This is a genomic window from Ornithinimicrobium sediminis, assembly GCF_021272345.1.
Classification (GTDB): Bacteria; Actinomycetota; Actinomycetes; order Actinomycetales; family Dermatophilaceae; genus Ornithinicoccus; species Ornithinicoccus sediminis_B.
On sequence record NZ_JAJSDQ010000011.1, the window covers coordinates 1 to 20,005 of the forward strand.

Annotated in this window: 17 protein-coding genes; 4 read left to right on the plus strand and 13 right to left on the minus strand. The window is 69.9% G+C overall.

What is annotated here, in order from left to right; all coding sequences use genetic code 11:
• The first annotated feature begins 213 nt into the window (after positions 1–213).
• Together LVO85_RS15735 and LVO85_RS15740 are read left to right on the plus strand one after the other, a co-directional pair.
• Positions 214–441, plus strand: coding sequence for a FitA-like ribbon-helix-helix domain-containing protein (locus LVO85_RS15735; protein ID WP_232748562.1), 228 nt, complete (start codon positions 214–216; stop codon positions 439–441).
• The gene (locus LVO85_RS15740; RefSeq protein WP_232748563.1) at positions 438–824 is read left to right on the plus strand and encodes a type II toxin-antitoxin system VapC family toxin; all 387 of its coding nucleotides are present in this window, start codon (positions 438–440) and stop codon (positions 822–824) included. The genes LVO85_RS15735 and LVO85_RS15740 overlap by 4 nt, the downstream gene beginning before the upstream one ends.
• A 37-nt stretch (positions 825–861) precedes the next feature.
• Here LVO85_RS15740 and LVO85_RS15745 read toward each other — a convergent pair whose 3' ends face one another.
• Positions 862–3,537 (minus strand): hypothetical protein, encoded by a 2,676-nt coding sequence (locus LVO85_RS15745; protein ID WP_232748564.1) that lies wholly within the window; start codon positions 3,535–3,537, stop codon positions 862–864.
• A 145-nt stretch (positions 3,538–3,682) separates the two neighbouring features.
• Between LVO85_RS15745 and LVO85_RS15750 the strand changes: the two genes are divergently transcribed.
• The gene (locus LVO85_RS15750; RefSeq protein WP_232748565.1) at positions 3,683–4,969 is read left to right on the plus strand and encodes a cytochrome P450; all 1,287 of its coding nucleotides are present in this window, start codon (positions 3,683–3,685) and stop codon (positions 4,967–4,969) included.
• Positions 4,970–5,043: 74 nt separating this feature from the next.
• Here the strand turns inward: LVO85_RS15750 and LVO85_RS15755 are convergent, their stop codons facing one another.
• From LVO85_RS15755 to ddaH, 9 genes are all read right to left on the minus strand, one after another.
• Positions 5,044–5,409 (minus strand): hypothetical protein, encoded by a 366-nt coding sequence (locus tag LVO85_RS15755; RefSeq protein ID WP_232748566.1) that lies wholly within the window; start codon positions 5,407–5,409, stop codon positions 5,044–5,046.
• 197 nt (positions 5,410–5,606) lie between these two features.
• Positions 5,607–6,059: a hypothetical protein gene (locus LVO85_RS15760; protein ID WP_232748567.1), complete on the minus strand. Its 453-nt coding sequence runs from the start codon at positions 6,057–6,059 to the stop codon at positions 5,607–5,609.
• Positions 6,060–6,273: 214 nt separating this feature from the next.
• The gene (locus LVO85_RS15765; RefSeq protein ID WP_232748568.1) at positions 6,274–7,005 is read right to left on the minus strand and encodes a DUF4352 domain-containing protein; all 732 of its coding nucleotides are present in this window, start codon (positions 7,003–7,005) and stop codon (positions 6,274–6,276) included.
• Between the two features lie 890 nt (positions 7,006–7,895).
• On the minus strand, positions 7,896–9,959 hold the full coding sequence (locus tag LVO85_RS15770; protein WP_232748569.1) for an LTA synthase family protein: 2,064 nt from the start codon (positions 9,957–9,959) through the stop codon (positions 7,896–7,898).
• A gap of 78 nt (positions 9,960–10,037) precedes the next feature.
• Positions 10,038–11,459 carry a phage tail sheath family protein gene (locus tag LVO85_RS15775; protein WP_232748570.1) on the minus strand — a complete coding sequence of 474 codons (1,422 nt, stop codon included), beginning with the start codon at positions 11,457–11,459 and terminating at the stop codon, positions 10,038–10,040.
• A 130-nt stretch (positions 11,460–11,589) separates the two neighbouring features.
• Positions 11,590–12,048 (minus strand): hypothetical protein, encoded by a 459-nt coding sequence (locus tag LVO85_RS15780; protein WP_232748571.1) that lies wholly within the window; start codon positions 12,046–12,048, stop codon positions 11,590–11,592.
• A gap of 14 nt (positions 12,049–12,062) precedes the next feature.
• A complete protein-coding gene (locus LVO85_RS15785; protein WP_232748572.1) occupies positions 12,063–14,615 on the minus strand; it encodes an SGNH/GDSL hydrolase family protein in 2,553 nt (850 codons plus the stop codon).
• A 33-nt stretch (positions 14,616–14,648) separates the two neighbouring features.
• Positions 14,649–15,557 (minus strand): hypothetical protein, encoded by a 909-nt coding sequence (locus LVO85_RS15790; RefSeq protein WP_232748573.1) that lies wholly within the window; start codon positions 15,555–15,557, stop codon positions 14,649–14,651.
• 213 nt (positions 15,558–15,770) lie between these two features.
• The gene (gene ddaH / locus LVO85_RS15795; RefSeq protein ID WP_232748574.1) at positions 15,771–16,550 is read right to left on the minus strand and encodes a dimethylargininase; all 780 of its coding nucleotides are present in this window, start codon (positions 16,548–16,550) and stop codon (positions 15,771–15,773) included.
• A gap of 130 nt (positions 16,551–16,680) precedes the next feature.
• Here ddaH and LVO85_RS15800 point away from each other — a divergent pair, with 130 nt between their 5' ends.
• Positions 16,681–17,367 carry a hypothetical protein gene (locus LVO85_RS15800; protein ID WP_232748575.1) on the plus strand — a complete coding sequence of 229 codons (687 nt, stop codon included), beginning with the start codon at positions 16,681–16,683 and terminating at the stop codon, positions 17,365–17,367.
• Between the two features lie 8 nt (positions 17,368–17,375).
• Here the strand turns inward: LVO85_RS15800 and LVO85_RS15805 are convergent, their stop codons facing one another.
• From LVO85_RS15805 to LVO85_RS15815, 3 genes are all read right to left on the minus strand, one after another.
• On the minus strand, positions 17,376–18,710 hold the full coding sequence (locus tag LVO85_RS15805) for an ISL3 family transposase (RefSeq protein WP_232748576.1): 1,335 nt from the start codon (positions 18,708–18,710) through the stop codon (positions 17,376–17,378).
• A 69-nt stretch (positions 18,711–18,779) separates the two neighbouring features.
• On the minus strand, positions 18,780–19,706 hold the full coding sequence (locus tag LVO85_RS15810; protein ID WP_332875454.1) for a DEAD/DEAH box helicase: 927 nt from the start codon (positions 19,704–19,706) through the stop codon (positions 18,780–18,782).
• Positions 19,673–19,894 (minus strand): hypothetical protein, encoded by a 222-nt coding sequence (locus LVO85_RS15815; RefSeq protein ID WP_232748578.1) that lies wholly within the window; start codon positions 19,892–19,894, stop codon positions 19,673–19,675. Before LVO85_RS15815 ends, LVO85_RS15810 begins: the two co-directional genes overlap by 34 nt.
• Positions 19,895–20,005 lie beyond the last annotated feature (111 nt).

Here is a 20,005-nt window from a genome sequence, read left to right on the forward strand (position 1 = left end):
CGGGCGCACCACAGGCAGCGACCCACACCGGGCGACATCTCCCACGGTCGTCCGGAGCACCTCACCACCCCACTGCCCTGCCATAGGACAAACGTACGATCCGACACCGACAGACCCTCGTCGGCCGGTTCGACCTCCATCGCCGCGCGCCGCGGCTGGCCTGGTCGTTCCGAGCTCGTAGCCATGCGCACCGCATGCACCTATGCTGAGTGCATGTCCAACGTCCAGATCCGCAACGTCCCCGAGGACCTGCACCGTCGGCTCCGCGCTCGGGCGGCGATGGAGGGGACGACCGTGTCCGATCTTCTCCTGCGCGAGCTCGAGCGGTTCATGTCCCGACCAACGAAGGACGAGGTGCTCGCCCGCCTCGCCAGTCGGCAACCGGTCTCGACCACCGAGTCGTCGGCCGAGGCCGTCCGTGCGGGTCGTCAGGACCGGTGATCGTCCTTGACGCCTCGGCAGCGGCCGACCTGCTGCTGCGGCGCGGACGTCACCTGAAGGTCGAACGCCTGGTCAGGGAGCACGACACCGCCAGCTCCGACCTGCTCGCGGCGGAGGTCCTGCACGTCCTGAGGCGGTTCGAGCACTGCGGCGAGCTGGACCGCGAGCGGGCGGCCGAAGCAGTGGACGACCTCCTCGACATCCCCCTGGAGATCTACCCGGCCTTCCCGCTGGCTCGCACGGTATGGGGTATGCGGGCCGACGTCTCGGCCTACGACGCCGCCTACGTCGCCCTCGCCGCGGGTCTGGACGCCCTGCTCGTCACCACCGACGAACGTCTGGCACGCACCGCCAGGCGGCACTGCCGCGTGGCCGACCTGTAGCCGCCCTTCTCCTTGCCGCGTGCGGTGGTGCCGGCCTTCACCGACCGGTCCCACCGTCCCCGGACGCAGGGTCCTGCTGGTCGGACGGGGAGGTGGACACCTGCTGGTCGGGTGGTGTCGGCACGATGCGCTCGACGAGCAGCGTCATCGCCGACCCGGCGAGCGCCGTCGCCAGCGCGGTCGCGGCCGCCACCGCCACGCCGGACCCCCAGAGCACGAAGCGGCTGGTGTGGTAGATGTCGCGCAGCCCTTCGGCGCCCGTGCCGCCCTGGCGCAGCGCCAGGTAGTCGGCGCCCACCCCCAGCACCAGACAGATGACGGCCATCTGCAGGATGCGGATGGTGACGGCCTCGACGGTGCCGGTCTCCGTGAACGGCACGAGCAGCAGCACGCTCTCCGAGCCGGCGAGCACGACGAAGAGCCGCAGCGACTTCACCAGGCCGGTGGCCCCCGGGATGAGCGGGAAGAAGTATCCGAAGACGAACCCGTAGAGCGGGAAACGGAACGCCAGCGCCGCCGCGGCCACCGTGCCCCAGGGTCGGGACCCGAAGGGGCCGGAGATCTGCGCGACGGTGTCGGCGAGCGTGCCGATCTGCAGCACCAGTCCGACGACCGTCGCCGCGACTGTGGCCGTGACGGCCCGGCGCCACGGGTTGGCCTCCCCCGCCCAGTTGAACGCGTCCCTCATCGACGACGGCCCCGGGCGTCGTGGCACCTCGCCGAAGGCCTGCGCGACGACCTTCCGGGTGGCGTCGGCGTCCTTGGCGTCCACCTCGGCTGTCGCGACCTTCTTGCGCAGAGCCTCCTGCAGGTGGTGGTAGGTCGCCGCCCTCGTCGACCGGCGCAGCGTGGCCCCGATGACCGCCGGCGAGCTCTGCTGCTGGGTAGGCAGCCAGTCCGAGCCCCAGGAGTCGCTGCGGGGGAAGAGGACGAGGACCATCAGCAGCAGGCCGACGCCGAAGGACCACGGGATGCCGGCATACAGCACCTCGGGGCGCAGCACCAGGCTCGCGCTCAGCAGCAGCACCACCGCCCACGGGAGCGGCCACAGGCCCGCGCTGCCGACCGACCGGGACCGGAGCACGACCACGGCCGAGATGATGAGCGCGAGCGGCACCAGCGAGCGCAGCGCGAAGGTGGCGTTGCCGGCCAGGTGGGCGTCGGCGCTTCCCGGCTGCAGCAGGGGCAGTGACGGCAGCACGATGAGCAGGAGCGCGACCACGGCCAGGGCCCTGGCCACCCGCCGGGTTCCTCGGCTGCGGTTGGAGATGCGGATGAGGTCTCCCAGGGCGATGCGGGCCAGCACCAGCAGCATCGCGGCGGTCGCGAGGGCCGACGCCACGGACACGGCGACCTGGGCCGGCTGTGACCAGATGGGTGCGAGGACGCTCACGACAACCAGGACGCTCAGCCCTGCCAGCGCGGGGGCCAGCCCCTCCGCCCAGCGGCGCGTCACCCCCCAGCAGAACACTGCACAGGCAAGCGCCCCTGCTGCGATGCCGATCATGAGGTCCTGTCGGACCCACACTGCCTCGTCGACGCCTCCGCCGGCCGTGGTCGGGTCGACGGTGAGCACCAGCACCAGGGCGGCGACCGCCGCCAGCCCCAGGGCCGCGCTGCTCGCCACCACTCGCGGCCCCGGCCTGCCGCCGCGCGAGAGCGCCGCCACCACCCACATCGCGTATGCCGCCTCGAGCACGCCGGGGTAGAACGCCAGCGACAGCCCGTCGACACCTGACCCGTCGATGGTGGTGCCGTCCCCGGAGCGCTCCTCGACGAGCAGGATCACTCCGGTGGCGAGGCTGACGCCGACGTCAGCGAGGGCCACCATGCCCAGAGCCAGGAGGAGGTAGAACCGGTCGCCCAGCCGGGCGCCTACGCGTTGCGCCTCGGGATCGGTCTGGGCGTCACCACCCGCCGGACGCAGCCGTCGCAGCACGGCATACAGCACCGCCCACGGGACGAGCGGCCACAGGTAGTTGGCGACGGTGGCGAGCAGCGCGCGGACGGGCTCAGGCACGATGCCGTCGGCAGCGTCCGGCGAAGAGTCGGTCGGCGCCAGTGTGACCTGGGCGGCGCCCTCGGCCGACAGCCGGGCCGAGACGTGCTGCGGCCCCTGGGCCCCGACGGTCCCCGCGACCACCACCTCACTCAGGGTGTGGGTGGGCTCAGCACGGAGCTCGAGCTCCACGACGCACGCCGGGCCGCACATCCAGGCCGACCTGGTCAGGGCGACCTCGACGGACCCACCCCAGTGGTAGTCCCGACCGGCGGCTGCCGGCCTGCCGTGCAGCTCGACGCGTGCGGTCTCGTCGGTCCCCCTGGTCACCACCGGTGGGCTCCACTGCAGGCGTACCACCTGTTCGGCGACGGTGACCACCGGGTTGCCGGCGAGGTTCCAGACGAGGTCCTCGGGCGCCTCGGCGAACTCCCCCTCAGCGACCCCCACCGTGAACGGACTGTCCGCGGGCAGCTCCAGGGTGATGTCCACCTGCGTGTCCGTGCCGGCGACATCGACGCTCACCTCGACACGCTGCAGGTCGGCCGCGCCCTGGTCGACCAGGGCGAAGTCCGGTCGTGGCGCGGGCGGGAAGATCTCCGGGTGGGCCTGGTCCAGCCGGGCGGCGTCGACCGCCGAGATCAAAAACTGTCCAGAGACCGCCAGCAGCAGGACACCCACGAGCACAGCGAGGAGACGTCTGGTGCGCCGCACGTGCGACATCGCGTCCCCCCGTGCCGACTGGGTGGTCGGTCAACGCTACCGGCCACGGCCACAGCGGCACCAGAGCCAGGACTGCGACGAAAGTCGGGGCGACCCCCGGTGGAATGCCCAGAGTGACTGTGAGTGACTGGCTGGCATGACCACTGAACCCCTGATCCACGACCACGGCCTCGACTTCCTGCTCAAGGGCTACGCCTTCGCCGACGACCTGCGCGCCCGGTCCGGCGACCCGAAGGCCGGCAGCCGCGTGCGGCTGAGGCTGCTGGGAGGTGACGCGCTGCTGGTGCGCGGCGAGGAGGGCGTGCGGCTCTTTTACGACACCGACAAGGTGCAGCGCAAGGGTGCGCTGCCGAAGGTCGTCGGGGGCGGCCTCTTCGGCAAGGGCTCGGTGCACGGCCTCGACGACGAGGCGCACCGCCACCGCAAGGCGCTCTTCGTCCGCGCGCTCATGGACCCCGAGTCGGTCGCGCGGCTGCTCGAGGAGAGCGCGGTGGAGTGGCACCAGACGATCGCGTCACGCTGGCTCTCGGGCACGAGCTTCTCGGTGTATGACGCCGCGGTCGAGGTCTACGGGCGTGCGCTGCTGCGGTGGGCCGGGGTGGAGACCGACCACACGACCGCGACCCGGCTCTCCCGCGACGAGGCCGCGATCGTGGACGGGTTCGCCGTGCTGGGCCCGGCCTACGTGCGCACCAAGCTGAACCGCCGCAAGTGCGACGCCTGGTTCGCCGCGCACATCCGGCGTGCCCGGGCCGGCGAGGTCACCGCGCCTCCCGGGAGCCCCCTCGACCTGGTGCTGCAGCACCGGGAGCTCGACGGGCAGCCGTTGTCGGATCACCTGGCCGCCGTAGAGCTGCAGAACGCCATCCGCCCCGGCATCGCCGTCTGCCGGTTCGCCGCGTTCGCGGCGCTGGCGATGCACGAGCACCCGGAGTGGCGCGAGCGCATCTACGCCGAGACCCGTGAGCGCGGCAGCACCACCAACGGCCCGCTCGCCGTGGCCTTCGCCGAGGAGGTGCGCCGCTACTACCCGTTCGTGCCCCTGCTGCCGTCCGTAGCCCGGCACGACCTCGAGGTCGACGGGGCCAGACTGGCCCAGGGTGAGCGGGTGCTCATCGACATCTACGGCACCAACCGCGACGAGCGGCACTGGGAGTCGCCGCAGCGCTTCGACCCCACGCGGTTCCTCGAGACGGGCGAGATGTTCGCGGAGTACTTCATCCCTCAGGGCGGCGGCCGCCCGGAGACCGGGCACCGCTGCCCCGGTGAGGCCATCACCGTCGGCCTGCTCGCCCAGACCGTCGCCGAGCTCTCGCGGCTCGACGCCCGGGTCGCCCGCAAGGGGCTCGACTGGTCGATGCGCCGGATGCCCACCGCCCCGAAGAACGGGGTGCGGCTCTCCGACGTCCGCCGCCGCAGCTGACCCGTGGCGTGCCTCGTGGACCCACGGGTGGTCCGCCAGGTCGCCGACCCACACACACGCCGCTGCTGAGGACGCTATGCTCCGAGGCGTTCCTTACCGCGACCGGGCTGACGGCGAAGGGCTGCTCCCATCCGCACCGCGCGCCAACGTCGCACCTCGAAGCCGCGCAGGATCAAGTCACCCGCGAAGCCGAGACCCAGCCAAAACAGCAATGCCGCCGTACGCCTCTCGGCTTCGAGGCTCTGCAGATGCTGAACTTCCAGTTGTTCGATCTGGATCGTCGCCAGATCGGCAACGTGCCATCCGTTGACCACCTGTTGCTGTGGGGCTCCCTCAGCGCTCTCGTTGTTCAGGTCCGCCATCGAGTCCGCCACCGATGTGCGATCAGACCAAGAGATCTCGTCAGCGCCATCTGGCGTCGCCACGAACCAAGTGATCACGAGAGCCAGAGCAATCAGCGCCCCCCAAAGCACACGTGCGAGACCGGCGGCAGCGCGGAGCGGCCGAGATTGGCTGTCGCTCCGGGCGGCAACTACGCCGGGCGGAGGAGTTTCGTCAGTCGTATCCATTCGGGCTTCCGTCAGTGGCGCTGTAGATGTTGGCGTGTGGACAACTGGCCGAGTGGGCTCTTCATCTGTCATCGCTGGTCCTCCAGTGCCCACGTTCCGCACCGGGCGAGTTCCAAGTCCTGCCCTTCGCGGACCGTAACGGTCGGATAGCCGCCTCCGGGGATGCCGTTGTCGACGATGTCGGCTCCGTTCGAACCCGACACAAGCACCGCCCAGTAGCAGTCCTCGCTGACGGGTTCGATTGGTCGGTAGGAGCCTGGCTCGATGTCGCGCCCAACAGTCCACACACCCGAGGAGACGGCGTCCTCCTCACTCACGTCCGCGCCTTCTGTGACGGTGACGGTTGCCGTCTCCGTCACGGTGACTTCGGACGGCTCCTCGGCGAGGGTGACAGTTGCATCGCTCGCCGTCGGCTCAATTGTCTGAGTCACGGTTGTTGTGACTGTTGCCGCTGGGGAGACTGTGTCGTTTGCCTCCCCGCAGCCACTCGTCAACAAGATGGCGGCCAGGGAAACAAGCACATACACTCGCATATTGCGACTTCGCTCCTTAGTCCGTTGTCGCTACAACAAACCCCATGACCGCGCTAACCGAACGAAGTTGCCATTCATCCAAAACGCGACTATGGGAACGGGGTAGCGATGTGCCCCCGGAGAAGCCGGGACAGCACATCGCCACCTCTGACAGATCAGCCCAGGGAAAATCGATAAGCACCCCGTCGGTGCATCGCGCGCCCTACCGCTCGTCGAGCCAGGCTCCGCGGTCCGAGAAGAAGGAGAACAGGGGCTCGTACAGGATAACGAACTGGCCCGACTCTGAGGCGTCATCTACGTCGAAGCACACATCTCCGTCCGTCGAACCTCCGGGGGCGATCTGACCAGCAGACAACGCATCATCACTACCGGCGATCCCCGTCATCGAGATCGTGCCACCAGGCTCCTGAAGCGACCAGTCGAAGACGTTGAAGTCGATCGCCTCGTCCGCATTGTTGGTGATCGTCACCGCAGTGCAGAGGGTCTCACCAAAGGTGTCATCCCCTGCCTCCAGGGCTCCCGCCGTGATGGCCACGTCGCCAAGGGTCAACTCAGCGCCTGCCTCGCCGATGACGTCATCCTCCTGTGCGCCAGGGAAAGCCGGCTCCGCAGCTTCCTCGGCCTCGCCGTCGCCCTCATCGGCGGGCGCTTCCTCTTCACCGGCAGGAGCCTCGTTCTCCTGCGAAGTGCCCGCTGTTCCGTTATCCGTCGGCTCGTCCTCACCACCACTAACCGCAACGATGAAGATAATCAGCAGCAAGAATAGGAGCGGAAGGATGAATCGCTTTTTCTTGTACCACGGTCGCTGTGCCTTGGCGTATGCCTTCTCCGCCTTTGCTCGCGCCTTGGCGTCTCGCGGTGTGTCCATCTGCTGCTGCCACTGCCCGGCAGGCTGGTTGCCCTGCGAAGGAGGAGGAGGCTGCTGGTCGCTCATGTTTACACTCGTCTCACGTTGTCTTGGATAGAACGCGACAGCGAAACCCCCCGTCCCCCGTGGTACGCCGGTTCGCACCGCGTGAGTTGGGGTCCCCTGCCGTGACGATGCTATGTCAAGATGAGTCCGTCGCGGGGGATGCCATGATGCGACAAACCTGTGACTTCTACGACACGTAGCGTCTGGTCGCTACCGCTCCGGCACGTCGCTGGCGAATTTCGCAAGTCAGGAACGCCTCCATGCAGTGCACCAGTGTGCCGTCGTAGGGGGAAGCTGATGTGACATCCGACACGCCTGGGTCGTTAGCGTCACTGAGGTGCAGCACGAGTGACGTCCGGTTCTCCTACGAACGCGGCAGGGTTGTCCCGGTGATGCCGTTCGTCGGTCGGGCCCGGGCGGGGGTGCTTGCAGACCTGCTAGAACACGCCCCCACGGTTCCCACGTCCCGCCGCCCGCGCATGGTCACCATCGAGGCGGTCACCGACTGAGGCAAGACCAGGCTCTTGCCGGAGTTGCATGTCCGGATGGCGGCGGAGCGTCAGAAGACCCGGTCTACTGTCCTCCGTCGATGGTCGATGGTCGCCTGCCGGAAAGTCGACGCGCGCTCACGGCTTGCCCACGCCGCGGGTCATCGCCCTAGTCGGCACCGCTTTGGTGCATCTCGGGCCGGTGGCCGCAGCCGACGGCCAGGGCTGATCCGGGGCTTGCCCACCTCTGTGGGTTTCCCCGATCCGGCTGCAGCTCGTCGACAGCTCGGCGAACTGGCCCTTTTACAGACTATGCACCTGTCCCCGATCTCGGGGCAGCTGACCCGGCGGACGGGGCAGGTGCAGAGGGTAGCGCCAGGCTCGGACGTGCAACCTGGGCTCCGAGATGTCGGTCAGCGCGCCTTACCGGTCCAGCACGACCCGGTAGTAGTCGTGGTCCAGCACCATGGCCGAGTAGTAGAACCGGCGGTCGATCTCGTCCGAGACCGCCTGCCGGTAGCCTTCCGGCACCTCCTGCCCCTCAGCAGGGGTGAACTCCCGGGTAATGCTGTCGTAGCGCCCCTTGTCCGTGACGAAGCTGCGGTCGCTGAAGATCACCAGGGGGTCGGCGTCGGAGAAGACGTCCCGGCCCATGAGCAGCCGTGAGTCGTAGTCCAGCCCCATGAGGTTGGAGAGGGTGGGGATGATGTCCAGGCTGGAGACCGGGTCGTCGACCGTCTCCGGCTCCATGCCCGGGGCGTAGATGAGCAGGCTGTTGCGGTAGAGCTCGAAGTTGGTGTCCACGTCGTGGCCCTCCAGGTCCTCGATCTGCTCCCGGGTCAGACCGTAGGGGTAGTGGTCGGAGCTCAGCACGACCAGGGTCCGCTCGGCCACCCCGGCCTCCTCGAGCCGCTCCAGCAGGAGCTCCAGCGCCCGGTCCAGCTCGACCTGCGTGGCCAGGTAGGCCTTCCCCGCCTCGGTGTAGGGCAGGTCCTCCACGAGGTCGCGGTTCTTGATGGCCATGGCGTTGCCGCCGAAGTTGTACTCCAGGTGCCCGCTGACCGTCATGTAGTAGGCATGGAACGGCTCGTCGGCGAGGACGTCGGGCGTGGTGACGTCGATCATCTCCAGGTCCGAGGCGGGCCAGGTGCGAGCCACCTCCAGGCCGTTGCCCACCCCCTGGTAGTCGTAGCCGAGGTTGGGGTGGGAGACGTCGCGCCCGTAGTAGTCGTAGGTGTGGTTGTGGAAGGCGTAGGTCGCATAGTCCAGCCCGCGCAGCTGGTTGCCCATGGCGAACGGCATGGAGTTGTCCCCGGAGCGCTGCATGCTCCATACCCCGCTCTTGGGGATGAGACCGGTCGTGGCCACATACTCCCCGTCCGAGGTGCTCACACCCCACAGGGGGGTGTAGAGGTCGGTGAAGTGGAACCCCTCGTGGGTCATCTTGTGGAGGGTGGGCGTGACCGCGGGGTCGACGGCGAGGTGGGAGTAGCCCTCGGCGGTGAGGAAGATGAGGTTGTAGCCCTCGAAGAGGCCCGTGTGCTCGTTCTGGGCGGTGGGCTCGCGCTGGCTGAAGTACTCGTGCAGGGAGCGCAGCTCCTCGCTCTCCGCCTCGGCGAGGAGCTGCTCGAAGTCGATGTCCATGACGTTGTGCTCGACGACGGCAGGCTCCGAGGGCTCGGCCTGGTCCCCCGAGGTCTGGGCTTCGTCGTCCCCGGGAGGTGCGTCGGTGGTGGCCGGGTCCGGGGTCTGCGGCACGGGCGCCACCACCGGTGGCGGCGGCTGCTCCCGCTCGAACCCGAGCAGGTTGCGCTGCAGGTCGACCCGCATGGTCGTCATCAGCCCCAGCCGGTCGACCGACGCCACCGGGTGCTGCTCCCGGTAGTACATGTCGTAGGCGCTGTTCTGCTCCTTGTCCCCCAGGTTGATCCCGGCCACGGCCACGGCGAAGAAGGCCACCAGCAGGCCGGCGGCGACGGCCCTGTGCCGCCACGTGACCCGCGGCCGGGCACGAGCCCGCACCCGCGACACCAGGAACACGACCAGCGGCACCGCCATCAGGAGCAGCCACCCGGCGTGCGCCCCCAGCTTGCCCAGGATGTCGCCGGTGAACTCGGCCACCTGGCCGGCGTTGGTCGCGGAGAAGACGGTGTAGAAGGTCGTGAAGATGTCGTAGTAGATGAGCTGCGACATGTAGAGCACCGAGATGAACGCCAGGCAGACAGCCACCACCACGTCGCGGGCGACCCGCGGGAAGAGGCTCGCCACCAGGTGCACCACCAGCGCGATCACCCCCGCGAAGAGGGCGGCGTAGACCAGCCCCATGCTGATGACCGGCAGGCCGGTCTGCACCCGCAGGACGACCTCGAGGAAGAGCAGCGAGGCCAGGAGGAAACCCGGGAGGACCAGCCCGCGCGCACCGGCACGCTTCTCGCGACGTGGACCGCCCAGGGGTTGTGCTTCCACACCACCGGGCGTCGTCTCCATCCAGCCACGGTAGAGGACTTCACCGCGTGTTCACCTCAGCGCGCGTCGGCGTGCCCCCAGGTATGCAGCTCCGCCAGGTCAGCTTTCCCCTCGACGTGGACGCCAACCCCGGCCCTTGCGCCGCTGCCAGCGCACCTCCACGCCCCGCTCCCGCGCCATCCGCTCGACAAGATGGCTGACCTCCTGGTTGGCGTAGCGGTCGTGGGCGTCGCGCACCGACGTCCGCGTGCCGAAGAGTGCGTCCGCCTTGTCGAAGACCAGCACCTGCCCCGACTGCTCGGCCCGGTCGAACAGCCGGGCAAGGTTCTTCTCGGTCTCGCCGATGTAGCGCGAGACCACCTGACCCAGGTCCACCGTGAGCACCGGTGCCTGCGCGGCAGCCACCGGTTCCCGCGCCGCAGCGGCACGCTGTGACGGCATACCGGCCCGCAGGCGCAGGGTGTGCACGTCGAACTCCGCGGGTCGCACCGGCGCCAGCCACACCGACACCACGACCTGCCCGGCGAGCATGTCGGCCTCGGTCATCGTCTCCTCCGGCCCGCACCGCACGCCGTAGGCCTGCTCGGGCGTGGCGCCCTGCAGCCCGCCGCGGCGCCACAGGTCGTGCAGGAACGCCTCGGACAGCTGCCGGACCCGTGCCCACAGCGCGGCGTCACTGGTCTCGTCCTCGACGAACCGCAGCCCGGCGGTCAGCGAGCCGAGCACGTGGTCGGTGAGCCGCCGCACGGGCAGATACCGCAGGGCCGGGTCGGCGGTCTGCCCCGAGGCGGTCGTGCGCGCACCCCAGACCAGCCGGCCCCGGCCGGGGAACTCCCCCAGCACGTTGACCCCGGCCTGGGTCAGCCGGTCGGTCTCGCTGGCGTCGAGCGTCTCGACGAGCCCGTCGACCCCGCACAGCTCCACCCCCGCCGGCGCTTTCCACACCCCGCGCTCGGCGTCGGTGCGGGCCACCACCCCGGCGACCGCGCCCGAGGGTGGCACCGTGACCCCGCCGCTGACGACCCAGGGGTGGTAGGCCGCGGCCCGCTCCCGGTGGTCGCTCACCTGCTGCACCGCGGCCTCGGTCTCTGGCCCCCACGGGCCGGGTGGCAGGTCGAGCAGCAGGACGGCGCCGTATGCCGCGCACCGGCTCAGCGCCACGCTCACCTGGGCGTGGTGCGCGGCGGTGAGCCCCGGCAGCACGAGCACCGTGACGCCGGAGCCGTCGAGGGCGTGCACACCCCCGGGGCCCTCCTCCGGGACCAGCTGCTCCGGCGCCGGACCGGCCGCCCGGACGACGATGGCGCTGGTGCCGCCGTTGGCGAAGAACAGGTCGCCCGCGTGGCCGAGCGGGCGGTCCGCGCCCAGGCTGGGCCCGAACGTGGCGTGGAAGTCCGCCGCGCTGGTGACCGTGACCGGCGTGTCGACCGGCCCGCTGTCCGCGGCCCCGACGAACCCGGTGACCGACGTGGGCAGTGCGCGGATCGGCGCGCCGGCGGCGCTCGGCTGGGTGGGCGTCATACGTCATTGAAGCGTCGAGCCGTCGCCGATGTCGATGTCGACCTCGGTCACGCGTAGCCCAGCCCGCGGAACAGCTCCGCCAAGCGGAGCGCGCATCCGCCGGTGAGCGCCTGACTGCCGGCGCTCTGACTCAGCGCTCTTCGACGAGCTCCCCGGTGGCAGGGGCACACGGCTCCATGGTCAGTCGGACGCCGTTGGAGTTCAGGAACCACCACGTCCCACGCTGCAGCTCGACGACCTCCGGCGAGTCCTCGACGAGGTCCACCGACCCGCCGGCACCGCTGACGGTCGCCGGGCCGGCGTCATACTCAGGCGGCGCCGACTCCGGACCCCAGACGACCCGGGTCCGGCCGACCTCGGGGTCGAACGCTCCGTCGTGGAGGAACCCGGTGGCCGTGAGCCGATAACGACCACCGCTGACCGTGACGTGCTCGGTCGGCACCACGTCGAGAGCATGCGACCCCAGGTCCAGGGCGACGCCCTCGACCACGCAGGCCTCGCCTGAGGTCTGGTGGGCGTCGTCGTCGCCGTCGGCCGGCACGGCACAGGCACTGGCACACATGACCACCACCGCGAGGGGCAGTCCCACGCTCCAGCGTCCGACTACTCCGGCAGGCACCATGCCTCCACTGTGGCACCGACGTCGGCGCCGCGGATCTGGATCGAGTCAGCCACGGCGCCACACGTCAGCGACGTGCGGGCACCCCAGACCTGCAGGTCACCCTCGGCGACCGTCTGTCCGAGCACCTCGTCGTCGCTGCCCTCGACCGTGACGTCGCCACCGCTCACGAGCGCAGGGGCCCCAGGTGCGGCCGGACCGCGCCCGACGACGACCCCGTCGGCCACGACGGTGATGTCACCCTCGACGACCAGCGTGGCGTCGTAGACACCGGCGCGCAGCAGCTCGACCCTGCACGGCACGTAGACGACGCCGGACAGGCTCTCCGCCGAGTCGGGAGTCCAGACCCCGTCGACACACTCCGCCGGTGCGATCGCCGTGTATGCCGTCGCCTCGGCCGCCAGCGGGCCGTCCGGACGGTAGTCGGCGACGGTGATGGGGCGGGGGCCGCCCTGCTCCCCGGCCACCTGGGTCGCCGCCGGCTCGAAGGTCGGGGAGCCGCCGGCCACGTCGAGACCGCCGACGTGCTCCACCCCACCGGTGAACCGTGCAGCCGAGCCTCGGACGGTGATCCCACCCTCGGAGTGAACCAGGCCACGGGAGGAGAACCTCGACCCCGCGATGTTCAGGGCATCGTCATCCGCTGACGCCGCCCACAGCGCTGGACGTGCCGAGATCGGCGAGATCGTCTCGCTGACCGTCGTGCCGGTCAGCCGGCTGGTGGCGACGATCGTCAGGGTGCCGCTCGACATCATCTCGACACTGGGGACGCTGATGAGCACCCCACCGAAGCGGTCGACCTGGAACTCGCCGACCGAGGCGCCGCCCACGGTGACCGTCACGGTCTCGATGGGGGCGTCCGGGGTCGGCACCGCCGGGCGCCGCTCGAAGCCGGTCAGGTAGGTGGTGTAGGACCCGGTGGGGCGCCCCTCGACCTCGAGCAGCACCTCCTGCACGACCTGCGCGCCGGCGGCTCCGCGACCCTCCAGCTGTAGCCGGTGGATGCCGGGGTTGAGGTCGGGCACCCGGATCTCGGTGTCCACGACCCCCGTGGCGTCGGCCGTCACCTCGCCCAGGTCGAGGGGCTCGGAGAACAGGGTCAGGCCCACCGTCGAGTTCGGCGCGAAGGCGCCCACGATGACCCGCAGCAGCCGGTCGAAGAGCGCGCGCAGCGGGTTGCCGTCTCCTCCGGCCGGCGGCTCCGAGGGCGCGGAGCGCGGCACGCAGTCACCGTCACCGCGGAACTGCCCGAGGACCTCGCAGGCCATGACCTCGAAGCCGGCAGCGTTGGGGTGGAAGAGACCCCGCGACCGGTCGAACGCCACCTGGACGGAGTCGTCGGTCGTCCCGGGCGGGGACATGATGTTGCCGAAGACCGTCGCCTGCTGGGTCTGCAGGTAGCCCAGCAGCTCCTGGGCCTCGGCGACGACCCGGTCGTTGGCCGCCCCCACATCGCAGCCCTGGCGGTTGAAGGGGTTGAGCTCGGCGGCCAGGCACGTCTTGGCGTCCTGGTAGGCATCCACGAGGTCGTCGAGCATCTCGCGGGACACCGGGTCACCGTCGCCGTCGAGGTTGAGCAGCCGGGTCACCTCGGTGTCGAAGCTGTCCTGGTCGATGCCGACCGCGAGCTGGTCCGCGCTCGAGGCAGGGCACAGGGCATTGGCGCCGAAAGAGTCCTCGATGTCGACCACCTCGGTGTCGGTGGACGCCGCAGCCTCGTCGATCCGCGCGTTGATGTCGGTGATCCGCTGGCCGGCATAGTCGATGTCCTTGGCGCGCAGCCCTCCGCACCAGGCCGGGCTGTCGCCCGCGGGGAGCACGCCGGGGTAGTTGACCTGCATGACCCGCGCGCCGGGGAACGCACCGGCGATGGCCTCCTGGGCGAAGCGCTGCTTGGCCGGCAGCGTCTCCAGGGCTTCGCCCGTCTTGAGGAACCATCCGTCCACCCGGCTGCAGGTCGCCTGCTGGGAGACCCAGTTGATCTCACCCGGAGCGTTGGGGTAGCGGGCCAGCAGCGACTCGATGAGCGACGGGCCGACGCAGGCAGCGACGATGTCGCCGAAGCGGGCGTCGTTGCCACCCATCCCCACGGTCACCAGGTCGACGTCCGCAGCCGTCAGCCCCTGGTCCTCCAGCCGGTCAACCGCCGTCTGCACCTGCGAGTCGCCGGCGATGCCCGGGCCCTCCACACCGACGATCGGCGGCTTGCCGCCCGGCTCGATCTTCGCCCCGCTGCACGTGCGGTCGACCAGGAGCACCGGCATACCGGGGGCGAGCTGGTCACGGTTGAGCTTGGCGTAGTTGAGCAGCGCCCGGTGGCACGCGTTGCCGTCGAGGTCGCTGTCGAACCGCGCGGTGTACGTGTTCTCCTGCGCACCCACCGCGTCGGGGTAGTTGTCGCCGTTCTCGTAGCCCTCGGCCAGGTAGCGCGACGCGGGCCGGATGTCCACGGCCGCACCCTCACCCGACTGGTAGGAGTCGCCGAGCGCGACATAGACGAACGCCTCGCCGGTGTCGACCGTCGCCGGCGGGTTCATCGTGAACGTGGCGAGGAAGATGTTGTCGTCGGCCTAGGGGTTCCGGGTCTCGACGGTGATCTCGGTGTCCCCGTCGTCGACGAAGGGCAGCAGGTCGTAGCGCTCGTCGTCCGAGCGCGGTCCGGTCGGCCGCGCCGAGGGGTCGGCCGGGTTCTCGGGACGGTCGCCCAGTCCACCCATCGTGATGAGCGCTCCGTTGTAGCTGCGACCGTCGTCCTCCCCACCCGACGCGGTCGTGAGGCGCTGCCCGTTGACGTCGACGGTGCTGTACTGCTGCACGCCCGAGGCCTGGTAGGAGAACGAGATCCCCAGCGCCATCTCCAGCGTGGTCGCCGGGTCGTCGACGTCGATGGGCGAGGCCAGGCGCAGCCGGTAGGTGTCACCCTCGGTCTTGAGCGCGCCGTAGAGGACCGCCACACTCTGGTCGATCTCGACGTTGGGGTCCTCCCAGACGACGGTGAGGATGCTGCCGTCCACGAGCCACGGCACAGGCTCCTGGTAGGTCACGACGGCGACCCCCGGGGACGCGCCGTCCAGCGTGGGCTGCACCAGGTCGGTCACGTCGGCCAGGTAGTTGTAGCTGCTGATGCCGCTCGGGATCTCTCCCGTCATGGGGACGTCCTGGCCGTTGAGACGCACCGGCTGGGTCATCGGCCTGTTGGTGAAGCCGGTCGTCGCGGTCGCGAGGTAGGCCGAGCGGACCCGGGCGCCTTCCGGCTTGAGGACGGCGAGGTCCGCGACCTCACCGTCGGAGCTCACCCCCGCCGACGACTGCGAGATGCGGCCTCGCTCGTTGGCGGCGACCATCAGCCCGTCTGTGGTCTCGGCCGCCATCACTGACATCCGCGCCGACGAGGGTCGCGTCCCTGGCAGGTCCTCTGCCTGAGCCTGCGGCAGGGTCACGAGAGCACCCCCCATGGCCAGCGCTACCGTCGACAGCATCGAGACAACTGAAAGTCGCACGAATTCCCCCCACCGTGCAGCACGGACCTGATGCCGGCTCCCGCGTGGAGCATGACAGGGCCTGTCCCCCTTGGCAATAGATGACTCTGGACTTCACACCAAAGAATGTCCGGACCCATTCATAAGATGACTCACTGCCCGCACGACCACTCACCGGTTGGCCCTTTTCAGCGGCGCCGGACACGAGGTCAGTCAGCCGCGCATCCGCACCGACAGACAGGTCACGCAGCCCTCGAGCTTGATGAGCTCGCTGATGTCGACCTCGGTCACCTCGTAGCCCAGGTCGCGGAACAGCTCGGCCGACCGGGGCGCGTCGGCCGCTATGAGCAGCCGCTGCCCACCGAGCAGCACCACGTGCGCACCCGACTCCTCCGGCACCGGCAGGAACGGCTGCCACACCGAGGGGTCGTCCACCAGCGGCTCGTGCCCGACGACCGTGCCGTCCGGCAGGGCGGTCACGGCACTCTTGAGGTGCAGCACCCGGCTCACCGGCACCCCGACCACGCGTGCCCCCAGCGGCTCGAGGTGCCTGGCGAGCTGCCGCATACCCTCGGTGTTGCTGCGTCCGCCCTGGCCCACCCACACGGTGCCACCCCACTTCAGCACGTCTCCCCCGTCGAGCGTGCCCGGTGCCTCGATGCGCGCGACCCGGTAACCCGCGGCCCGCACCGCCGTCTCGACACCGACGACCTCGTCGCGCCGCGACTCGGCGCCCGGGCGGGTCAGCACCGCCAGGTCGCCGTAGACCACCACCGCGTCCTCGACGAACACCGCGTCCGGGCAGTCGTCGGCCGGCTCCACCTCGACGACGTGCCATCCCGCGTCGCGCAGCGCCTGCACGTAGCCCTCCCACTGCCGCATCGCCAGGTCGAGGTCGACCGGCTGCCGGTCGATGTGCGTCACCAGGCCCTCGGCGAGCCGCGGACCGGGGCGGCGGACGAGCGCGCGGTGCTGCTCGGCGACAGGCTGCATGCCGCCAGCGTGCCAGACCGCGTATGCCGTCACGACAGCTGCCCGGGCGGGTCGCGTGCACACGACCGCCACCTGCGCCAGCATGAGCCCCACCCGGCACGCCGAACCGGCCTTATCGAGGGGAGACGTCATGGCGCGCTGGTGGAGACGCGACCGGGACAGGCGTCCCCCGAGCTCGGCCGACCCGGTCGCGGCGGCCGTCGCCGAGCTGGAAGGGCCGCTGCGGCGGCGGTATGCCGACACCCCGACCAGCCTGGAGGACCTGCTGCGCTGGGTCGAAGTGAGCGAGTCCGACGACCTCGACGGGTTCGACACCGTGGCGGTCCTCAGCGACGAGATCCACGCCCACTGCGACCCCTACGACGACGGGCTCGAGAGTGCCCTGGCCGACCAGCCCGGCATCGAGGACGTGCTGGCCGAGGACCGGGACGTGGTCTACCTGCGCACGTCGCTGGCGCTGCCGGACGTGACCGCGGCCGTGCTCCGTGCCGTCGTCGAGGTCAACCGGTCACCGCGGGCACCCGCCCCGACGGCCGTGCTCTCCGACGAGCTCGTCGAGCACCTGGCCGCCACGGTGCGACCGGTGATGGAGGAGGCCGGCTTCGTCGCCCGGGATGCCTCAACGTCAGCGCGCTACTTCCACCGTGAGACCGACGGCGGGCTCGTCCAGTCGGTGATGGTCGCCGCAGGGCTGGGCGAGACGGCCGACGGCGCGCTGCGCGAGGGCAGGCTGTGGGTGCACGCCGGCACGCACGTGCCGGAGATGGCCCACCGCGCGCTGCGGAGCCCGGACCTGATCGCGGCTCTTCGTCTTTGAGGGTGGGGTCATAGGTTCAGGCCGCCGCCGATGAGGAGCATGCGGAGGCGATAGTTCTCGAAGTTGGTCAGGCCTCGGGCGATGCGGCGGTGGAGCTCGATGAGTCCGTTGATGGCCTCGGTGCCGCCGTTGGTGGCGCCGGTGTCGAAGTAGGCCAGGAACGCCTCCTTCCAGGTGCGTAGGGTCCGCCCGAGCCGGGCGATCTCGGGGATCGGGCAGGTCGGGAACGACGCGACGATCCGCTCGGCGATCTTCTTTCCCTCGGGCTTGTCCGTGGTCTTGTACGCCGAGCGGAGCAGCTGCGCGGCCTGCCAGGTCAGGTCGACCTCGTCGTGGGCCTCGTGGGCAGCGAACGCCCGCTCGATCCGCCCGCGCTGCTTGTCGGTGAGGTTCTCCGCGCCGGCACGCAGGATGGTCTGGATCCCGTACAACGGGTCGCCTTTGCGACCGCGGTGTCCGGTGGTGTCCTGCTGCACCCGGCGGCGGACCTCGTCGACGCACTTGGTGCCCAGCGCCACGACGTGGAAGGCGTCCAGCACAGCGGTCGCGTCAGCGAGCTCGTCGTCGATCGCGGACTTGTACCCCTGGAACGGATCCAGGGTGGCCACGTCCACGCCGGCGGTGAACTCGCTCCCGCGTGCCTCGAGCCAGTCGGCGTAGGCAGCCTTGGTCCTGCCCTGGACCAGGTCGAGCAACCGGGCTCTGACCTGCCCGTGCTCATCGACGGTGAGGTCGACCATGCCGGTCAGCTCTTTCGGTCCACGGCCCCCGTCCTCGGGCGGCTTGGTAGACACGTGGTGCCACACGTGCTCATCCACGCCCAAGGTAGAGACGCCTGAGAAGCGGGTCTCGTCATCGGCTGCGGTGGTCAGGATCGGCTTGATCGCCTCCCACACCGTGCGCCAGCGGACCCCGAGCTGGCGGGCCACGCCCTGCACGCTGGCGTGCTCACGGCGGATCTGAGTGATCGCCCACCTGGCCGCCCGGGAGGTGAGCAGCCCGCGAGGCCGGGCCAGGTCCGGGTCCTGCTCGGTGAACGTCACCACCTCGCAGAGGTCCTCCCGGCACCGGTACCGGCGCTTGCGCCACAGCAGCACGACCGGGGTGCTGAAACAGGGCGCGTCGACCAGGCGCACCGTCCGCCGGCCGAGCGACTCTGCCACCACCCCGCAGGCCGGGCACCCGGTGGGGACCATCGCGGACTCAACCGTGAGGGTCAACAGGTCCACGCCACGATCGACGGTGGTCACGTGCACGCCGTCCAGCCCGAGGAAGAGGTCGCAGTTGTCGCAGTACGCACCGCCCGCGCACACAGCGGGGCAGCACGACGTAGGGTCAGACACGTCGAGGTCCTTGAGATCGGGAGAGGTAGAAGTCCCCTGATCCTCGGGGACCTCGACCCCATCACCGGCTCAAGTCCGCGCTGCGGCGCGTCGCCACCCCACCCTCAAAGACGAAGAGCCCTCAATGCGATCTGAGAACGCCTTCAGGTAGCGGCGAGCAACCTCGGTGATGGTTGGGTCTTCGTCTTCCCTGACGGCAGCGTGAACCTCGTGCATGAACGCACCGAATGGGTCTGCTGGGAAGCCCGCACTCAGTAGCTGCGCCCGACAGTCCTTCGCCAGTTGGTCTGCCTCGTCGTACTTGACTCGCTCGGCTCGCGTGAGCCGAACCCCCAGCAACTTCACGTCATACGGCGCCACCACGCGATCCGCGATCGCTCGCGCAAACCCGATCGTGTAGACCGACCCACCCCCGAAGTACGTGAGCAACACCTCGATGCCGTCGTCGTTGCGCTCGAAGGTCGCCGTAAGCCCCAGCCGTCGGCGATATGTGTCGTGGAGGATGGTTCGCCACTGCCCTGCTCCATACCGGTGGCACTCGTCCGCAATGAGCAGCACACGCCCGTCGGGACGCGTAGGCGGTGAGAGATAGAGCGACTGCACCGTCCCGACCAGCACGGAACAGGTGTCGAAGGACGAGCGTTGGCCGTGCCCAATCAGACCGACCCCTTTGATCCCGTGCGCGCTGAGCGTCTTTTCCCACTGGCGGGTGAGATCAACTGTGGGCACGACGATCACAACGGAGTAGCCGTCCGCGATGGCTTCACGCGTCGCTTCCACGCCCACCCTTGACTTGCCCGTTCCCGTCACGGCTTCGACAACCCCGTGACGCCCGTGAGCGGCCCATGCATCCAGGGCCTCCACCTGCCACGCCCTCAGGGGTGGACGGCGCTCGCCAGTGACGACGCTCCAGTTGGGCGCCGGCCTGCCGTACTCAGTGAGCCAGTCCGATCCCTTGCGACTCAGCCGATAGAGACCTGAGGCATCTGCCACCACCAGCGGCTGCGAGCGGCGTAGTGCAGCTGATGAGCCTGGCCGCAGGTGGTCTCGTCTACCAGTCTCCGAAGTGCCTCGGGCACCACGGGGCCCTCGTCATCGACGAACGACAGCACTTGCAGCACCCGGTCACGGCACGTCGTCACCTCGAACGAACGCGTCAGGCCCTCGTAGTGGCAAATACTCATGGCCCTCCCCGTAAACGACATCGACCCGGTGCATCATGTCCCATCGGGCCGACAGAGCTCAGGCCCCACGCCCGGCGAGCGAGAGCGTCGACCGCTGATCGAGCCTGGGGC

What these genes read in the sequence shown, in the direction of transcription:
- LVO85_RS15735 (WP_232748562.1), top strand. Translation starts at nt 214, where the DNA reads ATGTCCAACGTCCAGATCCGCAACGTCCCCGAGGACCTGCACCGTCGG.
- LVO85_RS15750 (WP_232748565.1), top strand. Translation starts at nt 3,683, where the DNA reads ATGACCACTGAACCCCTGATCCACGACCACGGCCTCGACTTCCTGCTC.
- LVO85_RS15765 (WP_232748568.1), bottom strand. Translation starts at nt 7,005, where the DNA reads ATGAGCGACCAGCAGCCTCCTCCTCCTTCGCAGGGCAACCAGCCTGCC.
- LVO85_RS15770 (WP_232748569.1), bottom strand. Translation starts at nt 9,959, where the DNA reads ATGGAGACGACGCCCGGTGGTGTGGAAGCACAACCCCTGGGCGGTCCA.
- LVO85_RS15775 (WP_232748570.1), bottom strand. Translation starts at nt 11,459, where the DNA reads ATGACGCCCACCCAGCCGAGCGCCGCCGGCGCGCCGATCCGCGCACTG.
- LVO85_RS15785 (WP_232748572.1), bottom strand. Translation starts at nt 14,615, where the DNA reads ATGAACCCGCCGGCGACGGTCGACACCGGCGAGGCGTTCGTCTATGTC.
- LVO85_RS15790 (WP_232748573.1), bottom strand. Translation starts at nt 15,557, where the DNA reads ATGCTGTCGACGGTAGCGCTGGCCATGGGGGGTGCTCTCGTGACCCTG.
- ddaH (WP_232748574.1), bottom strand. Translation starts at nt 16,550, where the DNA reads ATGCAGCCTGTCGCCGAGCAGCACCGCGCGCTCGTCCGCCGCCCCGGT.
- LVO85_RS15800 (WP_232748575.1), top strand. Translation starts at nt 16,681, where the DNA reads ATGGCGCGCTGGTGGAGACGCGACCGGGACAGGCGTCCCCCGAGCTCG.
- LVO85_RS15815 (WP_232748578.1), bottom strand. Translation starts at nt 19,894, where the DNA reads ATGAGTATTTGCCACTACGAGGGCCTGACGCGTTCGTTCGAGGTGACG.